General features: G+C 36.3%; 15 protein-coding genes. 13 read left to right on the top strand and 2 right to left on the bottom strand.

Annotated features, from left to right (window positions below):
• Positions 1-13 precede the first annotated feature (13 nt).
• The 4 genes from ACQV18_RS07000 to rlmH all read left to right on the top strand — a co-directional run bounded on the left by ACQV18_RS07000 (position 14) and on the right by rlmH (position 4849).
• A complete protein-coding gene (locus tag ACQV18_RS07000) occupies positions 14-1933 on the top strand; it encodes a DUF2207 family protein (protein WP_428892804.1) in 1920 nt (639 codons plus the stop codon).
• 34 nt (positions 1934-1967) lie between these two features.
• Positions 1968-2858, top strand: coding sequence for an MBL fold metallo-hydrolase (locus tag ACQV18_RS06995; RefSeq protein ID WP_428873987.1), 891 nt, complete (start codon positions 1968-1970; stop codon positions 2856-2858).
• A gap of 115 nt (positions 2859-2973) precedes the next feature.
• Positions 2974-4266, top strand: coding sequence for a S1C family serine protease (locus ACQV18_RS06990; RefSeq protein ID WP_428873988.1), 1293 nt, complete (start codon positions 2974-2976; stop codon positions 4264-4266).
• A 103-nt stretch (positions 4267-4369) separates the two neighbouring features.
• A complete protein-coding gene (rlmH, locus tag ACQV18_RS06985; protein WP_428874024.1) occupies positions 4370-4849 on the top strand; it encodes a 23S rRNA (pseudouridine(1915)-N(3))-methyltransferase RlmH in 480 nt (159 codons plus the stop codon).
• A gap of 46 nt (positions 4850-4895) precedes the next feature.
• On the opposite strand, the gene ACQV18_RS06980 is transcribed toward rlmH, so the two are convergent.
• Positions 4896-6908, bottom strand: coding sequence for an acyltransferase family protein (locus ACQV18_RS06980; RefSeq protein ID WP_428892803.1), 2013 nt, complete (start codon positions 6906-6908; stop codon positions 4896-4898).
• 217 nt (positions 6909-7125) lie between these two features.
• Here ACQV18_RS06980 and ACQV18_RS06975 point away from each other — a divergent pair, with 217 nt between their 5' ends.
• The 3 genes from ACQV18_RS06975 (at position 7126) to ACQV18_RS06965 (ending at position 9735) form a co-directional block, all read left to right on the top strand.
• Positions 7126-8334, top strand: a complete 1209-nt coding sequence (locus tag ACQV18_RS06975) for a LysM peptidoglycan-binding domain-containing protein (RefSeq protein WP_428892801.1) — start codon at positions 7126-7128, stop codon at positions 8332-8334.
• A 136-nt stretch (positions 8335-8470) separates the two neighbouring features.
• Complete coding sequence (gene phoU, locus ACQV18_RS06970; RefSeq protein ID WP_428873991.1) at positions 8471-9127, top strand: phosphate signaling complex protein PhoU; 657 nt, start codon at positions 8471-8473, stop codon at positions 9125-9127.
• A 125-nt stretch (positions 9128-9252) separates the two neighbouring features.
• Positions 9253-9735 (top strand): LURP-one-related/scramblase family protein, encoded by a 483-nt coding sequence (locus ACQV18_RS06965; protein WP_428873993.1) that lies wholly within the window; start codon positions 9253-9255, stop codon positions 9733-9735.
• 54 nt (positions 9736-9789) lie between these two features.
• Here the strand turns inward: ACQV18_RS06965 and ACQV18_RS06960 are convergent, their stop codons facing one another.
• Entirely contained in the window at positions 9790-10545 is a 756-nt protein-coding gene (locus tag ACQV18_RS06960) for a class A sortase (RefSeq protein WP_428892800.1), read from the bottom strand.
• A 211-nt stretch (positions 10546-10756) separates the two neighbouring features.
• Here ACQV18_RS06960 and lepB point away from each other — a divergent pair, with 211 nt between their 5' ends.
• From lepB to tsaD, 6 genes are all read left to right on the top strand, one after another.
• Positions 10757-11374, top strand: coding sequence for a signal peptidase I (gene lepB, locus ACQV18_RS06955; RefSeq protein ID WP_428875128.1), 618 nt, complete (start codon positions 10757-10759; stop codon positions 11372-11374).
• 265 nt (positions 11375-11639) lie between these two features.
• Positions 11640-13097 (top strand): proline--tRNA ligase, encoded by a 1458-nt coding sequence (gene proS, locus ACQV18_RS06950; protein WP_428892798.1) that lies wholly within the window; start codon positions 11640-11642, stop codon positions 13095-13097.
• Between the two features lie 31 nt (positions 13098-13128).
• Entirely contained in the window at positions 13129-13905 is a 777-nt protein-coding gene (gene tsaB / locus ACQV18_RS06945; protein ID WP_428876474.1) for a tRNA (adenosine(37)-N6)-threonylcarbamoyltransferase complex dimerization subunit type 1 TsaB, read from the top strand.
• Entirely contained in the window at positions 13889-14473 is a 585-nt protein-coding gene (locus ACQV18_RS06940) for a GNAT family N-acetyltransferase (protein ID WP_428892797.1), read from the top strand. Before tsaB ends, ACQV18_RS06940 begins: the two co-directional genes overlap by 17 nt.
• Before the next feature lie 12 nt (positions 14474-14485).
• On the top strand, positions 14486-14929 hold the full coding sequence (rimI, locus tag ACQV18_RS06935; RefSeq protein ID WP_428892796.1) for a ribosomal protein S18-alanine N-acetyltransferase: 444 nt from the start codon (positions 14486-14488) through the stop codon (positions 14927-14929).
• Between the two features lie 12 nt (positions 14930-14941).
• A complete protein-coding gene (tsaD, locus tag ACQV18_RS06930) occupies positions 14942-15964 on the top strand; it encodes a tRNA (adenosine(37)-N6)-threonylcarbamoyltransferase complex transferase subunit TsaD (protein ID WP_428875133.1) in 1023 nt (340 codons plus the stop codon).
• Positions 15965-15997: the final 33 nt, after the last annotated feature.

The raw sequence follows: 15997 nt of genomic DNA, 5'->3' as shown, positions 1-15997 counted from the left end.
GGGAGGTATTTTAATGTTTAAGCATTTCCTTCAAAAAATCTTGGTTTTTGTAGTCACACCGCTTTGTATTTTCGCTTGTCCATTAAACCCAATAATAAGTGCACAAGAAGTTGATTTTTCAATTACTGAGCAATTCATTAATGCCAAGGTAATGGAAGATGGAAGCGTTGAATTTACAGATTATCAATATTATGATGCAAATTTTATGAACGGTGTCTTATTTGATTTAGATCATGAGGGCTATCAACTTTCAAACTTTTCGGTTGGCGTTAGTGAGGATAGAGAAAGCTCTATTGAAATTTTAGACATAGCAGACAATGAAAATAAAGGGACCTATCAAATGCATGAAGAAAACGGTAGACTTACAAGTAAGATCTTTTATCCCTTAGAAAAAGAAGGCAGGTATTTTGTTTTTCAATATACCCTCGAACAATTAGTCACCAATTATCAGGACACTGCAGAGTTCCTTAGAAAATTTGGACGCTCAGATTTTACAACAGATGTTCAAATTCGCATTGAACTGCCACAAAAAGCTGAAACTAAAGAAGAGGTTCGTGCATGGGGTTATGGGGCTCCTCAAGGGGAAGTGAAAATTGTTGAAGAAGACCAAAAAACAGTTGTCTATCTAGACGTTCCTCAGCACACTGCCAGTCAGTTTGTTGAAGGACAGATTGTGTTTCCTAAGGAGTGGACCTCCCTTAACTCGAATAAGATCGATGAAAAGCGATTAGACCAACTCTTAGCAGCTGCCCAAGCTCAAGTCGAAAAAGATGCTCAAAATGTAAATCAAATGAAAATGATTGCCTATATAATGGCTATACTTGGGTCAGTCGGACCGTCTTTATTGCTTTTAATTAGTTTAATGAAATATCGTCATCAATCGAAGCAGTTAAATCCTCACCCCGTTTATGTACCAGATTATTTTTATGATCTACCTGAAGCTACCACACCTGGTCAGATGGCAACTAAATATCTTCGTGAATGGCCAAATGAAGATGACTTTGTTGCGACCCTTTTACACTTAGTTCAAAAAGGTTGGTTGAAAATAGAGGCCCTACCAGGTAAGAAACAGTCTGCTGAGACTGTAAAGATTATTCCTCTTTACTGGGGTCCAGATTATCCTGAGGGTATATTAGAGCATGAGAAATTTGTTTGGGATTACTTTACTCAAGCAAATGAAGGAGCGGGTGTTACTTTAGCACAATTAGACCAGTTAGCTGAAGATAATCCTTCATTTCGTAAGAAACAATATCGTTATTGGTTACGATTTAAAAATAAATTAGCAGTAGAAGGTGAACAATTTTTAGGCCACGCCTTAGCTGAAACACGAAAGATTGAAATGGCCAATAATACAGCTCTTATTTTAATAATTGCTGGAATTATTATTAATTTACTCTTTCTATATAGTTTGGATATCGCTCGGTTATTACCAATGAAACTTATCGGGGTGATTATCGGAATTGGAACAGTCTTATCAGTTGGACTATACATCTATATGCGAATAATCATGAAAAAACGACCACTTATGACCACCGAACAACAAGAAATGAGGGATAAATGGCGTGCTTTCAGCAAGATGTTAAAAGATATTGGGCGTTTTAATGTTAGAGAAATTGCCTCTTTACCTCTTTGGGAAGAATATTTGGTCTTTGCAACTAGTTTAGGAGTAGCGGACAGGGTTGTTAAAGCGATTGAAATGGAGTTTAAGCCGAGTGAAATTCATGCCCAAGAGCACAGGCCCTATACATTGGCGCACCCATATTTCTATGGGTCTTTATTCCGCAATCAAGTGACTCAAACTATTCATTCTGTTTCCCCTCAAACAACAGCTCAAGGTGGTTTTGCAGGGAATAATAAGGGTGGATTCGGAGGTGGTTTCTCTGGTGGATCGATGGGTGGCTCCGGCGGTGGAACTTTCTCTGGAGGATTTTAGGTAAGTGTGTAGAACGGAACAGGAGTGAACGCAAATGAAAGAAGCAAAGTTAAAATTTGAGCAACAATTATATACCAACTATCAAAGTCAAACGGCTAAAGAAAAGATAGAAGATATTTCAGCTCAACGGACTGATTTAAGCTTCTCAATTTTAGCAAGTGGCTCAACTGGCAATTGCACTTATATTGAATCGGGCCAAAAAAGATTTCTAGTTGATGCAGGCTTAAGTGGGAAAAAAATTGAGGCTTTATTTAAACAAATCGATCGAGACATTAATCTAATCGATGCTATCTTCGTCACTCATGAGCACAAAGATCATATTCATGGGGTGGGAGTTCTTTCTCGACGGTACAATCTTCCTATATATGCTAATAGAGAAACTTGGAAGGCCATGGATCGAATGATTGGTGAGATTGCTCCAGAAAACAAACAGTATATTGAACCGGAGACCATGTTACAATTGGGTGATATTGATATTGTGAGTTATAATGTGAGTCACGATGCAGCCCAACCACAGTTTTATGCCTTTCAAAAAGGCAATAAACAATTTGTAATGTTGACGGATACAGGTTATGTTTCCGATCGATTGCGCAGTCAACTTAGGAATGCGGATGCCTATTTAATAGAGGCTAATCATGAAATTGAACTTTTGAGATACGGTCCTTATCCTTGGTCTGTAAAACAACGTATTCTTAGTGATAAAGGTCATTTATCTAATCAAGATGGAGCACTAGCTATCCGAGACTTAATGGGATCCAAAACCAAAGATATCTACCTCGGACATTTAAGTCAGGATAATAATACCAAAGAATTAGCCATGTTAACGATGGAAGACACTTTACAAGCTTATGATGTGGATACTGTAAGGGATTTAAAACTTCATATGACAGATCCAATTAAGGCCACACCTATTAAAAAAATATAAACAGATCTCAAATTTCTACAATTCACTTTAAAATTAACGATGATAATTCATACTTTCTTAAAAAAACAGTGTTATAGTTCATTCTGTAAGTATAATAGAAAGGACGTATAGTAAAATGAGAGAAGAATATAATCAAAATGATGGCACAAAACGTTGGCGTAAAATATTTGTGGGTCTTTCAGGCATGACTCTATCATTATTATTGGCAGGTAGTTTGAGTTTTAATAATGATTTTTCGGCCTTTTCACAAGAACCCTCTCAGGTGGAAAGCACCATTAAAACTGCCGACTCTGTTCAACTACCAGAAAATGAACAGAATATGGTAGACACAGTGGATCAGGCAAGTGAGGCAGTGGTGTCCATTGCAAACATGCAAAAAAGTTATCAAGGATTAGATCCTTTTTGGGAATATCAATATAACCAATACTTCATACCAGATGAAGAAGATCAAGATTTGCAAGTGATTGGAGAAGGGTCAGGAGTTGTCTATCGCATAGATGGCGATAAAGCATACATTGTTACCAATCATCATGTAATTGAAGGAGCAGATGCTTTAGAAGTTCGTTTAAAAAATGGTGAAACTGTCAAAGCAGAAATTATTGGAAGTGATGCCTTAAGTGATTTAGCTGTAATAACAATTGATGCTTCTGCAGCAAGTAAATCCTTAGAATTTGCTGATTCTGATAATGTTCAAGTTGGACAAGTCGCTATTGCAATTGGTTCACCCTTAGGTAGTGAGTTTGCAACATCAGTAACTAAAGGGATTGTTTCTGGTTTAGATCGATCTGTGCCAGTGGATTTAAATGGCGATGGTGTACCAGACTGGGATATGAGTTTACTGCAAACGGATGCGGCCATCAACCCTGGTAATTCAGGAGGAGCCCTTTTAAATTCTGCCGGCCAATTAATTGGAATTAATTCAAGCAAACTATCAGCGACCGATGTCGAAGGAATGGGCTTTGCCATTCCATCTTCAGATGTAGTGGATATTATTGGCCAACTTGAGAAAAACGGCGAAGTCGTTAGACCTGTATTGGGCATCCGTTATACTAGCTTGAGATTAGTCCATCCAGATTATCGCACCCAAGTAATGGGCTTGAATGATGAAGATGTAAAAGGGGCCTTTATCCGTGAAGTAGAACCTGAAGGGTCTGCTGCTAAAGCTGGTCTTAAAGAGTACGACTTGATACGTGCTATTGATGGCAAGGAAATAGAGACGATTAATGACTTGAAAAAATTCCTTTATGAATATAAAGTTGGCGATAAAGTGAAATTATCTATCCGCCGTGCTAAAGAAGACATGGAGATAGAAATCACTTTAGAAGCAGCGGTTGAAAACCCGACAGAAATTCAGCCTTTCCCATCCGAAGAAGAGTCTGAAGAATCGAATAGTGCAGTTCCTTACTAGTTTATCCACAAACATACAGGCTTATCCACAGCATTTAAAATAAACTGTGGATAAGTCTTTGTTTTATTAACAGTTATCCACCTAATGAAAGGAGTAAGGAATGATACGTGTTGATATAATCTGTGTGGGCAAAGTCAAAGAAAAATACATTAAAGCAGGAATGTCTGAATATCTCAAAAGATTGTCAGCTTATGCAAAGGTTTCAATTCATGAAGTAGCCGATGAATCAACTAAAGAGCAAATGACTGACACGGAGGTTGAACAGCTTTTAGAACAAGAGGCTGAGCGCATAGAGAAGAAATTAAATAAACAAAGTAAAGTTTTTGTTTTAGCTATTGAGGGAGACTTAATATCATCAGAGGATTTAGCTGAATCAATCAATCAATTTGCTACTTATGGACACTCGCACATTAGTTTTATTATTGGCGGGTCTTTAGGATTGGCTGAACGATTAAAAAAAACAAGTGATAAAGCTATCTCATTTGGTAGAATAACGCTTCCTCATCAGTTGATACGACTAGTTTTAATTGAACAAATCTATCGAGCTTTCCGCATTTTAAACAATCATGCCTATCATAAATAAGTACAAAAAACCTCAGATGGCTAGTTTCCATCTGAGGTTGAATGTATTAAAGACGATTTTGATAGACTGTTTTAGCCAATTCTAAAAGATAAAACTCCGCACCTTCCACACTTGGGTGAATAGCGTCTTCTCGAAAATATTCCGGATGACCTGTTGAGATAGCTCGCCAATCAACTAAATGAACATTAGAGTATTTTTGAGTAAGTGTTTGAATCACTTGATCAATTTGATCTAAAAATTCGATGTCAGAGTTTGAGTTAACTAAGTATATTTCTCGCTCACCAGCCATCTTTATCAATTTTTCAACGGCCGGAACATCCAACCCCCCGTTAGTTCCTAAGTTAACGACTAAGTTTTCCTTCACTAAACCCTGGTCTATAAGCGCTTGGAATTTATCGTAAGATGTCCAAATGTTTAAACTAACATAACCAAATGCATTAGCCTGATCAAAAAATGTGTTAATATTAGCTCCAATAAATTGAGCCACTGAATCACCGAATAATGTGACTGGAAGGTCATTAGCATAGAGTATTTCTTGCGGGCTGAGGATAGTTGCCAGCTTAGGAAATTGCTGTTGAATTTCTTCGAATCTTTGTCTTTTTTCTTGAGAAAGACTGGCAATCTGATTTAAGATAGAGTCTTTTTGGATAGATTGTATGACTTTATCCGCTAGTGTTGTTTGGTTGATGGAATATGAAAAATTACTAGCTGCTAGTTGATCAAAATCATTTAAACGTTTTTGAGATTTTTTAAATGACTGATCCACTTTATAATAAGGACTAAATGGATTGGGATTGGTAGCGTAGATTCCATATTGGAGATCAAATAAAGCTAGTGGTATATGATTATCACTTCGAAGCAGGCCAATCAAACTAGAAATTATTAAAAAAAGATAGCTTGTTGCAAAGGCAAAATCTTTTTTGTTGCTATTTGGGAAATGTAAATATCTTTTAACCCAGTAGAGCTTCCTTCTTAGGCTGATTTTGTTTGAGAAGAGTATATGGAAACGATTAGACTCAAAAATATAATAAAAAATAGAAGAAAAAAGGATAATTGAGCATAGGCCGATTAATTTTAAAATATTCATGTGATTAGCAAATAAACGTTGAAAACTAAAAGTGACAACTAATAAAGGATAATAGCAAAGATATATACTATAAGATCTTCTACCTAACCAAGTGAAAATTTTGTTACCTAATAACTTTTCAAAAACGATGAATTTCTGCCCAGCACCTAAAATAAATAGGGCAGTAAATAAATTAGAATAAGGAAGTCCTAATAAATAGCCTGCTGCTTCTTGATCGGATTGAGAAAGAAACTGAATAAGCAATAGAATTAGAGCTATTATCACGATAAAGAAGTAATGGATCCTTAATTGTCGTCTTTGAAGTTCTTCAACTGTTTCTTGGATTACTAGAATAAGGTAATAAGTCGCTATCCCTATCGCAAAAGAAGCATACCGCGTTTGAAAACTATAATAAATGTTTGAGGGATCCTTTTGATAGGAATAACCATTTGCAGTTAAGAAAGTACATAGACTAAAGATAAAGAGCCAAAATAGGCCTAAATAGATAGCAGGTACTTTTATTTTTTTGCTTAAGAAGACTAAGAGTCCAGTTATTAAAAAGGATTGGAGATAAACGGCTACATACCATAAGTGTGTTAAATAAGAAGTTACAGCCATATCCGTAAAATAAGAGCGACCGTTTAGAATTTGAAAGTAATTATTGGCAAAAAGGAGACTAGCAAACAGTTCGTTGCGCATAGACTTAAGTATGAGAGGGTTAAAAATTTGAAGGAAAAATAAAATTAATATAATTAACCACATCATCGGAAAGAACAAGCGTTGGACTGTTTTTTTGAAAAGAAAGAATAATGATTGCCAAGACTCTACCCTTTTATCTTGGTAAAGTTTTATAGTAAAAAAATAACCTCCTAAAACGAGAAAAAGATTGACTGCCAAAAATCCACCGGGGAAAATAGTTGGCCATAAATGATAGAGAATAATAAAAAGAATTGCAATTCCTTTAATACCATCAAACGATTTAATTCTAGCCATAATAACCCTCCTTTATTGATTTGTTGAAATAATTCTAGCATAAAAATTTGAAAGAAAGGTGAAATTTTACAAACAGATTACATAAAACGGCCTAATATGTTTGAGAGGTTACAGATCCAAATCAATTCTTTGATTTGATTGTTCAAAGCTTGTTTAAGAAAAGTAGTTGATTTAAACTACAATTACTTAAGAAAATAAACTATTGAGGTGTATATAAATGAAATTTAATAAGAAAGTGAGTTTAGGTGCTTCTCTAATGCTGATGCTTACGCCTGTGGCGATTACATCTGCTCAGAATTGGAATGCGCGCACGGTTGAAGAAATAAGTGCTGAACTAATGGTAGATGAAGATAATCAAATGACTTACATTGTTAAATATGGAGACACCCTTGGAGCAATTGCTGAAGCGATGGATATTGATTTAGCTTTTCTTGCTGAAGCTAACCAAATTGAAAATGTTAACCTTATTTACCCAAAAACAAAACTAGTCGCTCAATATGATATTAATCATAAAGCTGAAAAGTTAAACGTTGAAACATCCGCTGGGGAAACATTTGAAATGGACATTCCAGTCAGTCTAACTCCAGAAGTTGAAACTGAAGATCAAGCAGTTGTTCTTGAAGAAGAAGTTGTAGTTGAAGAGATCATTTTAAATGTCAGTGAAGCAGATGATTTTGATGTGGAAGAAGAGTTAGCAATAGCTGAAGAAACAGTCCAATTAGAAGAAGTTGCTGAATCATCTGAAGAGTTATTAAACGAGCTCCCTCTAGTAGAAGAAGTCTTAACTGACGAAGTCGTGGACAGGACTATTGAGGAAGTTTCAACTACTGGAGAAGTTACAGTAAACCCTGTAAGTGAAGAGGAAGTTATTGAAGCTGAAGAGCTTGAAGTTGAGACAACACAATCTAGTGCTGTTGAAATAGAAAGTGTTATTGAGGAAGTTGAACAACCACTAGCGTCAGAAGAGTTGACAAAAACAACAACAGTTATTCAAGAGGTCACTGAAGAAGTAGTAATAGTAGAAGAAGTGCCTGTTACTGAGAAAGTTGTAGAGGAAGTCATTGAAGAAGTAAGTAATGATTATACGACACCATCGACCTTAGCTGGTGTATCACAATCAGCGGCTAATTATGGTAGTCGAATTGCTAATCAATATGGAGTTGCTGCATACGGGCTAAGACCTGGAGATAGCGGCGACCATGGTAAAGGATTAGCTGTTGACTTTATGGTGCCCGTAGGTTCAGCATTAGGCGACCAAATCGCTGCAGATGCAGTAGCTAATATGGGTAATAGTAATATCGCTTATGTTATCTGGAAACAACAAATCTATGGCCATTGGACAGGCGGCCAATGGCAACAAATGGAAGATCGTGGTAGTGTGACACAAAACCATTATGACCACGTACATGTCTCATTTAAAAACTAATTGATAATTAAAGTTCTCGCTATAATTAATGGTGAGAACTTTTTATTTTAAAAACAATCTAGGAAGTTTGACAAGCGCTTACAATGTTGTTATAATAAGTAGATGATAAAATAAATTCTAGAAGGGAGGACAAAATATGCGAAAAATTTATATACAAGAATTACAAGGTTTGTTTAAAAAAATTAACCAAATGTTTGATTTAACGCAAAGTATTTTTGATAACACCCATCAAGCAGTTATTGCCTCAGATAATGAGCTTGCAGTTTCAACGCTTGAAATGAATGAGAAAATTAATGAATTATCTGTTGAATTAGAAAAAGATGCCTATCTTATAGTCGCTTTACAGCAACCCGTTGCAGCAGATCTTCGTTACATATTTGCATTGCTAAATACAAGTGTTGAACTGAAGCGTATTGCAGAACATACTACTACAATTGCTAAACGTATCAAGCGAAATAAGCCTGATTTTTCAAATTATCAAGACGTGATGATTATTGTGAATCAAATGGTAGAACGTTTACAGTTAATGTTTGAACCATTAGCAGGTATCATCGAAAATGGTGATATTCAAGAGGCTAGTCAGATTGCCCTTATGGATAGCCAAATTGACAAACAGTATGATCTTGTTTTTGAAGAAGTTACTTTAAGAATGGCTACCAACGAAGATTGTATTCCAGCAGGAATCTTTACGATTGATTTAGTATCTAGTTTAGAACGTATAGGTGATTATATTACCAATATCTGTGAACATGTTTTATATTTAGAAACCGGTTCAACTGTATACTTAAATTAATTATTTTTACTTAGAGCAGAAAGATTCAGTAGGTCTCAAAAGACCTACTGTTTTTTTTGATTATGTCTAATTAGGTGAGCAGAACTAGGTCCGTGTGATAAAATAAGAATAGGAGGAGGGATTTTATGAAGCTTTATATGAAACAAAAAATGTGGTCATTTAAACAAGATTTTGATATTTATGATCAAAATAAAAGCCCAATATATCGAGTAGATAGTAAATTAATTTCAATCGGTCGAAAAACAAAAATTCTTGATGTTCAATCAGGAAAAGTTTTATGTGAAGTTAATCAAAAAGTTTTATCACTTTTACCGACAGTCGATGTCATCCAAGAGGGTAAATTCTTTTGTCGAATTCATAAAAAATTTACCTTCTTTAAGCCTCAGTATGTGGTAAAAGGGGTAGATTGGGTAGTTGATGGCAGTATTTTTCAACATGATTACATGATTAAAGACTCTAAAAGACAGCCAATAGCTCGTATAAAGAAAAAGTTTCTTTCTTGGTCAGATACCTTTGAAATGGACATCCTAGCTGAAAGTGTAGATACAGTTTTGGTTTTAGCAACTATTTTAGCCATCGATTTAGCAATGGACTTAGATTCTAATTAATAAAAACTGCCTGCTCACTCCATTTATAAAGTGAATAGGCAGTTTAATTATTGCTTAAGTATTGTTTGCTATTTTTCTTTCAATTTTAAAAGCGTTCATCATTTCATTACTTGCATCGTCAATTGGAACTTTTTCCTTTAGTTTTCCTTGCACGATGATTCGGTTAACAAAATCCTGAGTACAAGTAACCAAGGTAACAATTGGTTCAGATGAAGGGTTTAGCACTTCAACGGCTGAAGGGTCTACTACTAAAATGGAAGAAATTTCATAAACATAGATATTATCTAAATCAGTCATATAAATTTTCTGTCCTTTTTTTGCGTCTTTAAGTGGAGAAAAAAGTAAAGATTGATCATACATGTGATGGCTAGCTAGGGCATAATTGGATTCACCCATTTTTTGATCAGCCGAGAGCGTTCCTGCTCCGAAGAACATGCCTTCATTAGATGTTCCTTTATTAATTGGTAAGTTAATCTTTAATTCAGGGATTGAAATTCCGCCAATAACGGGTAGGTCCTTAGGATTCACACTACTAGAAATAACGGTAAAAGGATCTACTTGTTGAATATCCTCGAAGTCAAAAGTGACATCTTTTTGTTGGTTAGCTAGAATTTGCTCACGCGTCATATTAGAAATTTGAATATCATTGGTTTTATTTTGAATGAGGTAGTTCTTTAAGGGGTTCACTAATAAAAGCCCTAGTGCCACAATGATTAATAGAACACCGATAAGAGTTGAAAAAGAAAAACGACGTTTTCTTTTTTGGTGCATCCGGCTACGCGAAGGGCCAGGGTTAGGTTTACGATTCATTATTTATTCCTCCAATACTATCAACAAAGTAATTAAACTTATTTTAACATTTTTGAATGTCAAATAAAATAAAACAGCTCAAATAACACACTTAATTCATAATTTTCGAATTAAAATCATAATAGCATATTTTTTTACAAGAATACCAATACAAGATGCATTTTTGGTGGAAAAGTTATAAAATAAGAAACAGAAAGTTTAGAGGTGACTTATGGAGAAGACAAAACGATTTTTTAAAGAGATTTTTTCTTGGTTAATGTATATGGCTATTTGGTTAGCTGTATTATTTACCTTTTATCATTATGTTGCACAACCCTTTTCGGTAGATGGTTCCTCAATGGAACATACTTTGGAAGATGGCGAAAAGGTTTGGATGTGGAAACTATCAGATATCGAGCGTTTTGATGTTGTGATTTTCCCTCAACCTAATCCACTACCCGGTAAAGAACCCAAGCTTTATGTGAAGCGTGTGATTGGAGTTCCTGGCGATAAAATTGCTTATCAAGATGATCAGCTGATAATTAATGGACAGAGGGTGGATGAGTTTTACTTAGATGAAAAGGCGCAAGAGTATCAAGCGAATGGTGGTGGAAACTTTACCGAAGATTTTGAAATGTATAAATATACAGGTGAAGATGTAGTTCCTGAAGGCAAGTTTTTTGTAATGGGGGATAATCGGCAAAATTCTGTTGATGGACGAACTTTTGGCTTGATAGACTCTGATTCGGTAATTGGTAAAGCTACTTTTATTTATTGGCCACTAAAGAATTTTGGTAAATTGCCTGATTACGATCTCAATTCTCAAGGTGATGCTATTGTTTTAGAATAACTTAGGCTTGTTTTTATTCCTTGATTCTTTATAATAAGAAGTGAAAATAGACTAGTAATTTGTAGATGGTCCCCAGCAAGAGGCAGAGGATGGAAGTGTCTCCCCACTCAGCAAATGAACCTACTATCTTATTGAAATCAGGTGGCTCCTTTATCGCCTTGAGTGGGCATTTTTAAGATGCAAATAAGGTGGTACCGCGGAGACTGACTGTGCTTCGTCCTTGATAGGATGAAGGCAGTTATTTTTTATTTATAGGAGGAAAATAATGGTTACTCGTAAAGAAGATTTTTCGAAATGGTATTTACAAACAATTCAACAAGCAGATTTAATGGATTATTCACCAGTCAGAGGCTGTATAATCTTTAAACCAAATGGTTATGAAATCTGGGAACATATTCAAGAATATTTTAATAAGCGTTTAAAAGAAGAAGGTATTCGCAATGCCTACTTCCCAATGCTTATTCCTGAGTCTTTCTTTACTCGTGAAAAAGATCATATTGAAGGATTTAGTCCAGAACTGCCATGGGTAACTGAAGCAGCTGGTGAAGTTTTGGAAGAAAGATTGGCCTTAAGACCGACTTCAGAAACCATGATAGGCGATGCGTTTTCTAATTGGATTAATTCCTACCGTGATTTACCTTATGAAATTAATCAGTGGGCCAATGTTTTCCGTTGGGAAAAACGCACTTTGCCTTTTTTAAGAACTTCTGAGTTTTTATGGCAGGAAGGACATACTGCTCATGCTGATGAGGAAGATGCTCGTCATAGAACCATGCGTATGCTAGAAATCTATGCTGAATTATTAGAAGAATTATTAGCAGTACCGGTCTTCAAAGGTGAGAAGACTCCTTCGGAGCGCTTTGCCGGAGCGGTGCAAACATTTTCAGTTGAAGCCATGATGCAAGATGGTAAAGCTGTGCAAGCAGGAACTTCTCATTATATGGGAACTAAATTTGCAGAAGCTTTTAATATTCGTTATTTAAATAAAGATAATGAGCACGTTTATGCCCATACCACTTCTTGGGGTGTTTCGACCCGCTTAATCGGTTCAATGATTATGACCCATTCAGATGATCAAGGATTGGTTCTACCACCAGCCATAGCTCCTCAGCAGGTTGTTTTCATTCCCGTTGGACCTAAGAAAAAATTAGACCAAGTGCTTGAAAAAGTAAAAGACTTAGACGCTCAATTAAAAGCAGCAGGTGTTAGAACTTATATTGATGATTCAGATAACTCAGCAGGTTATAAGTTTAATGAGTGGGAGTTGCGTGGAGCGGCTATTCGTATAGAAGTGGGTCCAAGAGACATTGAAAATAATCAAGTGATTATGAAAGCCAGAGATGAAGATGAAAAAAATGCCATCACAATGGATGGCTTGGCTGAACAAGTTCATCAAGCTTTAGCCTTAATGCAAAATCGTCTTTTAGAAAAAGCTCGCCAACGCAATCAGGCCAATATGTATACTCATATTGATACTCTAGATGAATTGATTGACCATATTGAAAATAAAAAGGCAGCCAATGAAACCCCAGGTTGGGTATTAGTTGGCTGGGATGGTAGTGAGGAATCAGAAGCTAAGATTAAGGAATTAACAGGCTTTACAACACGTAATTTACCGTTTGAAAATTATTTTGTAGGTGAAAATGCTCTGGTTAAGAAAGATAAATGCCTTGTATCTGGGAAGCCAGCTAAAGAAACAGTTTGGATTGCAAGAGCGTATTAAAAAATAACCAATAGGTTGAAAGGAGACCATGATGAGAAGTTTAGCATTAGATACCTCATCCGATGTTTTATCTCTAGCTCTTTTTGAAGAGGATCAATTGATCATCGAAGTCAATTCGAATGTCTCCAAGCAACACGGGGCCTTCCTTCTACCCTTGGTGGAACAGCTATTACTTGCTGTTAAGTGGGAGAGGGAAACTATTGACCAAATTTGGTTAGGGAGAGGTCCTGGTTCATATACAGGCTTGAGGATTGGAGCAACAATGGCGAAGGTTTGGACTTCCACCAAAAAAAGTCATTTAGAGAGTTTTTCCAGTCTAGCGATTATGGCAGGTCAAGTGGCCGATGATGGTGGGAAATCTTGGATTATTCCTATTATGGATGCGCGAAGAGGGACAGCCTACACAGCGGCCTATCACTGGCAAGATGGTTTATTGAAAAATAAAATTAAAGATGATCATGTTGACTGGCAAGATTGGATTCAAGAGAAACTCTTGCCACAATTTAACGAGACAGACCTTAAGCAGTTAATATTCCTGAGTGCCCATGAAAATAATCTTACTAATTTTGTTAAAGAAAGTCTTTCTCAGCAAAGTATTCAGCATCGATTTGTAACAGGTCAATATGCTTGGCCAAAGGTTGGTAAAGTGCCTTACATTGAACGAAAGCATGTTGAAGATGTAGATATTTTTGAGCCTTTCTATGCACATTTGACTTTAGCAGAACAAGAATGGGCAGCCAAACAAACTAATCAAATCCAAGAAAAGAATGAAAGTTATGTTGAGCAAACTAATGAAACGAGTATTTAATCCTTTTAAAGAGGAAACTAAAGTAAGACATAAAGCAATGACTCAAATTAGCCCTTATATTGATGCTTTAGCGCTAATAAGGCAAAAAAAACAAAAAAACATCCAATGCAGAGTAAGATTAGCCAAAAAGACTGACTTACAAGCTTTAGTGCAGTTAGAGCAAAAAGGTTACGCAGGTTATATTGCTTGGGATTTATCTGATTTTGAAAGGGATTGGCATAAAAATCCACAGATTTTATACTTAGTTATTGAAGCAAAAGACTTAGCAACTGATAAGTCAAAAATTATTGGAATGATTACGGGTAGGTGTTTAATTAATAATACCCATATTAGCCAATTAGTCATTGATCCTGAGTGGCAATCACACGGTTTGGGTTCTTATTTATTAAAGATTTGGCTTCAAATCAGTCGTGAATTGGATAGAAAGTCGGTAACTTTAGAAGTAAGAGAAAGCAATACGCATGCCCAAAAAATCTATTATCAACAAGGCTTTGTCCTTGAGAACAAAAAACCTTTCTACTATGAAGATAATGGCGAAACGGCTCTCTTTCTCCGCTGTCATTTGTAAGGAGATAAAGAAATGATGCTTAAAGAAATCGCAAAAGCAGATAAAGAACCTGCTTTACTTCAGCAAATCTTAGCCATTGCTCAAAGTTTTAATTGGTCAGCGGATGCCACCATTCAAGAATGGCAGAGTCCTTATGCTAGATTATGGATTTGGACCGACGCCCAAGAGTTAGTGGCTTGTTGTGGCGGACAAGTCCTTTTTGAAGAAGCAAACATACATTATTTTTGGGTTGGTCCTCTATACAGAGGCAAAGGGAAGGGAAAAGCTTTTTTAAGAGCTCTTCTAGATCAATTTCAAGAAAATAAAGTAGAAAAAGTTAACTTGGAAGTTCGAGTCAGTAATCAGGTGGCTATTGCCGTATATCAAGCAGTGGGATTTAAGATAATTGATGAACGGCCTAACTATTATCATGATCCGGTTGAAGATGGCTGGGTTATGCAGTTAACATTTGAGTAGGAGGAATAGCCAATGCAAGAAGAAAATTTAATATTAGCCATTGAATCGTCTTGTGATGAGACGAGTGTAGCCTTGATAGAAAATGGCTGTCATATTAAAGCGAATATTGTTGCCTCCCAGGTAAAGAGTCATATGCGATTTGGCGGTGTTGTCCCTGAGGTAGCTAGTCGTCACCATGTCGAACAAATCAGTCAAGTTTTGAAGTTAGCACTAGAAGAAGCCCAACTAGAATCGATTGATCAGGTAGATGCGATCGCAGTGACCCAAGGTCCTGGGCTAGTTGGCCCTCTATTAATTGGAGTTACTGCAGCTAAGACATTGTCCTATTTATATAAAAAGCCTTTAATTGCTGTCAACCATTTAGCTGGACATATTTATGCCAGCCGCTTTATTAAAAACTTAGAGTTTCCATTAATGGCTTTAATTGTCAGTGGTGGACATACTGAGTTGGTGGTTATGAAGTCGGCGAATAATTATCAAGTCATTGGTGAAACGCAAGATGATGCGGTAGGAGAGGCTTATGATAAGGTAGGCCGCTTGCTAGACTTACCTTATCCAGCAGGTAAGTATCTTGATCAAATGGCTAAAGAAGGAAACCCAGAAATTTATTCAATCCCTCGTGCCATGTTAAATGAGAATAACTTAGATTTTTCATTTTCAGGTATGAAGAGTGCGGTGATGAACCTGGTTCACAACGCTAACCAAAGAGGAGAAAGCATCCAGCCAGTTGATTTAGCAGCGAGTTTTCAACGTGCCTGTGTGGATGTTTTAACGGGAAAAGTTAGCAAGGCTTTGGAAAATCGTCCAGAGATTAAGCAATTTGTTTTAGCCGGCGGAGTAGCCGCCAATAGTGAATTGAGAGCAAGCATACAAAGCCTGTTCGAAGCTCACTACCCTAATGTAGAACTTTTAATTCCACCTTTAGCATTATGCGGAGATAATGCAGCCATGATTGGAGCAGCTGCCTATCCAAAGTTATTAAAGGAAGAATATACGGATTTAGCAGCCAATGCCAGACCAGCTATGACTCTATAAAGAACACACACACTGAAATTTTCAGTGTGTGTT

The sequence above is a fragment of the Facklamia sp. P9177 genome, assembly GCF_050409585.1.
Taxonomy (GTDB): domain Bacteria; phylum Bacillota; class Bacilli; order Lactobacillales; family Aerococcaceae; genus Facklamia.
This window is presented reverse-complemented; position numbering and strand designations above follow the sequence as displayed.

Excerpts from the sequence above, each read along its gene's own strand:
- ACQV18_RS06995 (WP_428873987.1), top strand. The coding sequence starts at position 1,968 with ATGAAAGAAGCAAAGTTAAAATTTGAGCAACAATTATATACCAACTAT.
- tsaD (WP_428875133.1), top strand. The coding sequence starts at position 14,942 with ATGCAAGAAGAAAATTTAATATTAGCCATTGAATCGTCTTGTGATGAG.
- ACQV18_RS06990 (WP_428873988.1), top strand. The coding sequence starts at position 2,974 with ATGAGAGAAGAATATAATCAAAATGATGGCACAAAACGTTGGCGTAAA.
- lepB (WP_428875128.1), top strand. The coding sequence starts at position 10,757 with ATGGAGAAGACAAAACGATTTTTTAAAGAGATTTTTTCTTGGTTAATG.
- phoU (WP_428873991.1), top strand. The coding sequence starts at position 8,471 with ATGCGAAAAATTTATATACAAGAATTACAAGGTTTGTTTAAAAAAATT.
- ACQV18_RS06975 (WP_428892801.1), top strand. The coding sequence starts at position 7,126 with ATGAAATTTAATAAGAAAGTGAGTTTAGGTGCTTCTCTAATGCTGATG.
- proS (WP_428892798.1), top strand. The coding sequence starts at position 11,640 with ATGGTTACTCGTAAAGAAGATTTTTCGAAATGGTATTTACAAACAATT.
- ACQV18_RS06965 (WP_428873993.1), top strand. The coding sequence starts at position 9,253 with ATGAAGCTTTATATGAAACAAAAAATGTGGTCATTTAAACAAGATTTT.
- rimI (WP_428892796.1), top strand. The coding sequence starts at position 14,486 with ATGATGCTTAAAGAAATCGCAAAAGCAGATAAAGAACCTGCTTTACTT.
- ACQV18_RS06980 (WP_428892803.1), bottom strand. The coding sequence starts at position 6,908 with ATGGCTAGAATTAAATCGTTTGATGGTATTAAAGGAATTGCAATTCTT.
- tsaB (WP_428876474.1), top strand. The coding sequence starts at position 13,129 with ATGAGAAGTTTAGCATTAGATACCTCATCCGATGTTTTATCTCTAGCT.
- ACQV18_RS06940 (WP_428892797.1), top strand. The coding sequence starts at position 13,889 with ATGAAACGAGTATTTAATCCTTTTAAAGAGGAAACTAAAGTAAGACAT.
- ACQV18_RS06960 (WP_428892800.1), bottom strand. The coding sequence starts at position 10,545 with ATGAATCGTAAACCTAACCCTGGCCCTTCGCGTAGCCGGATGCACCAA.
- ACQV18_RS07000 (WP_428892804.1), top strand. The coding sequence starts at position 14 with ATGTTTAAGCATTTCCTTCAAAAAATCTTGGTTTTTGTAGTCACACCG.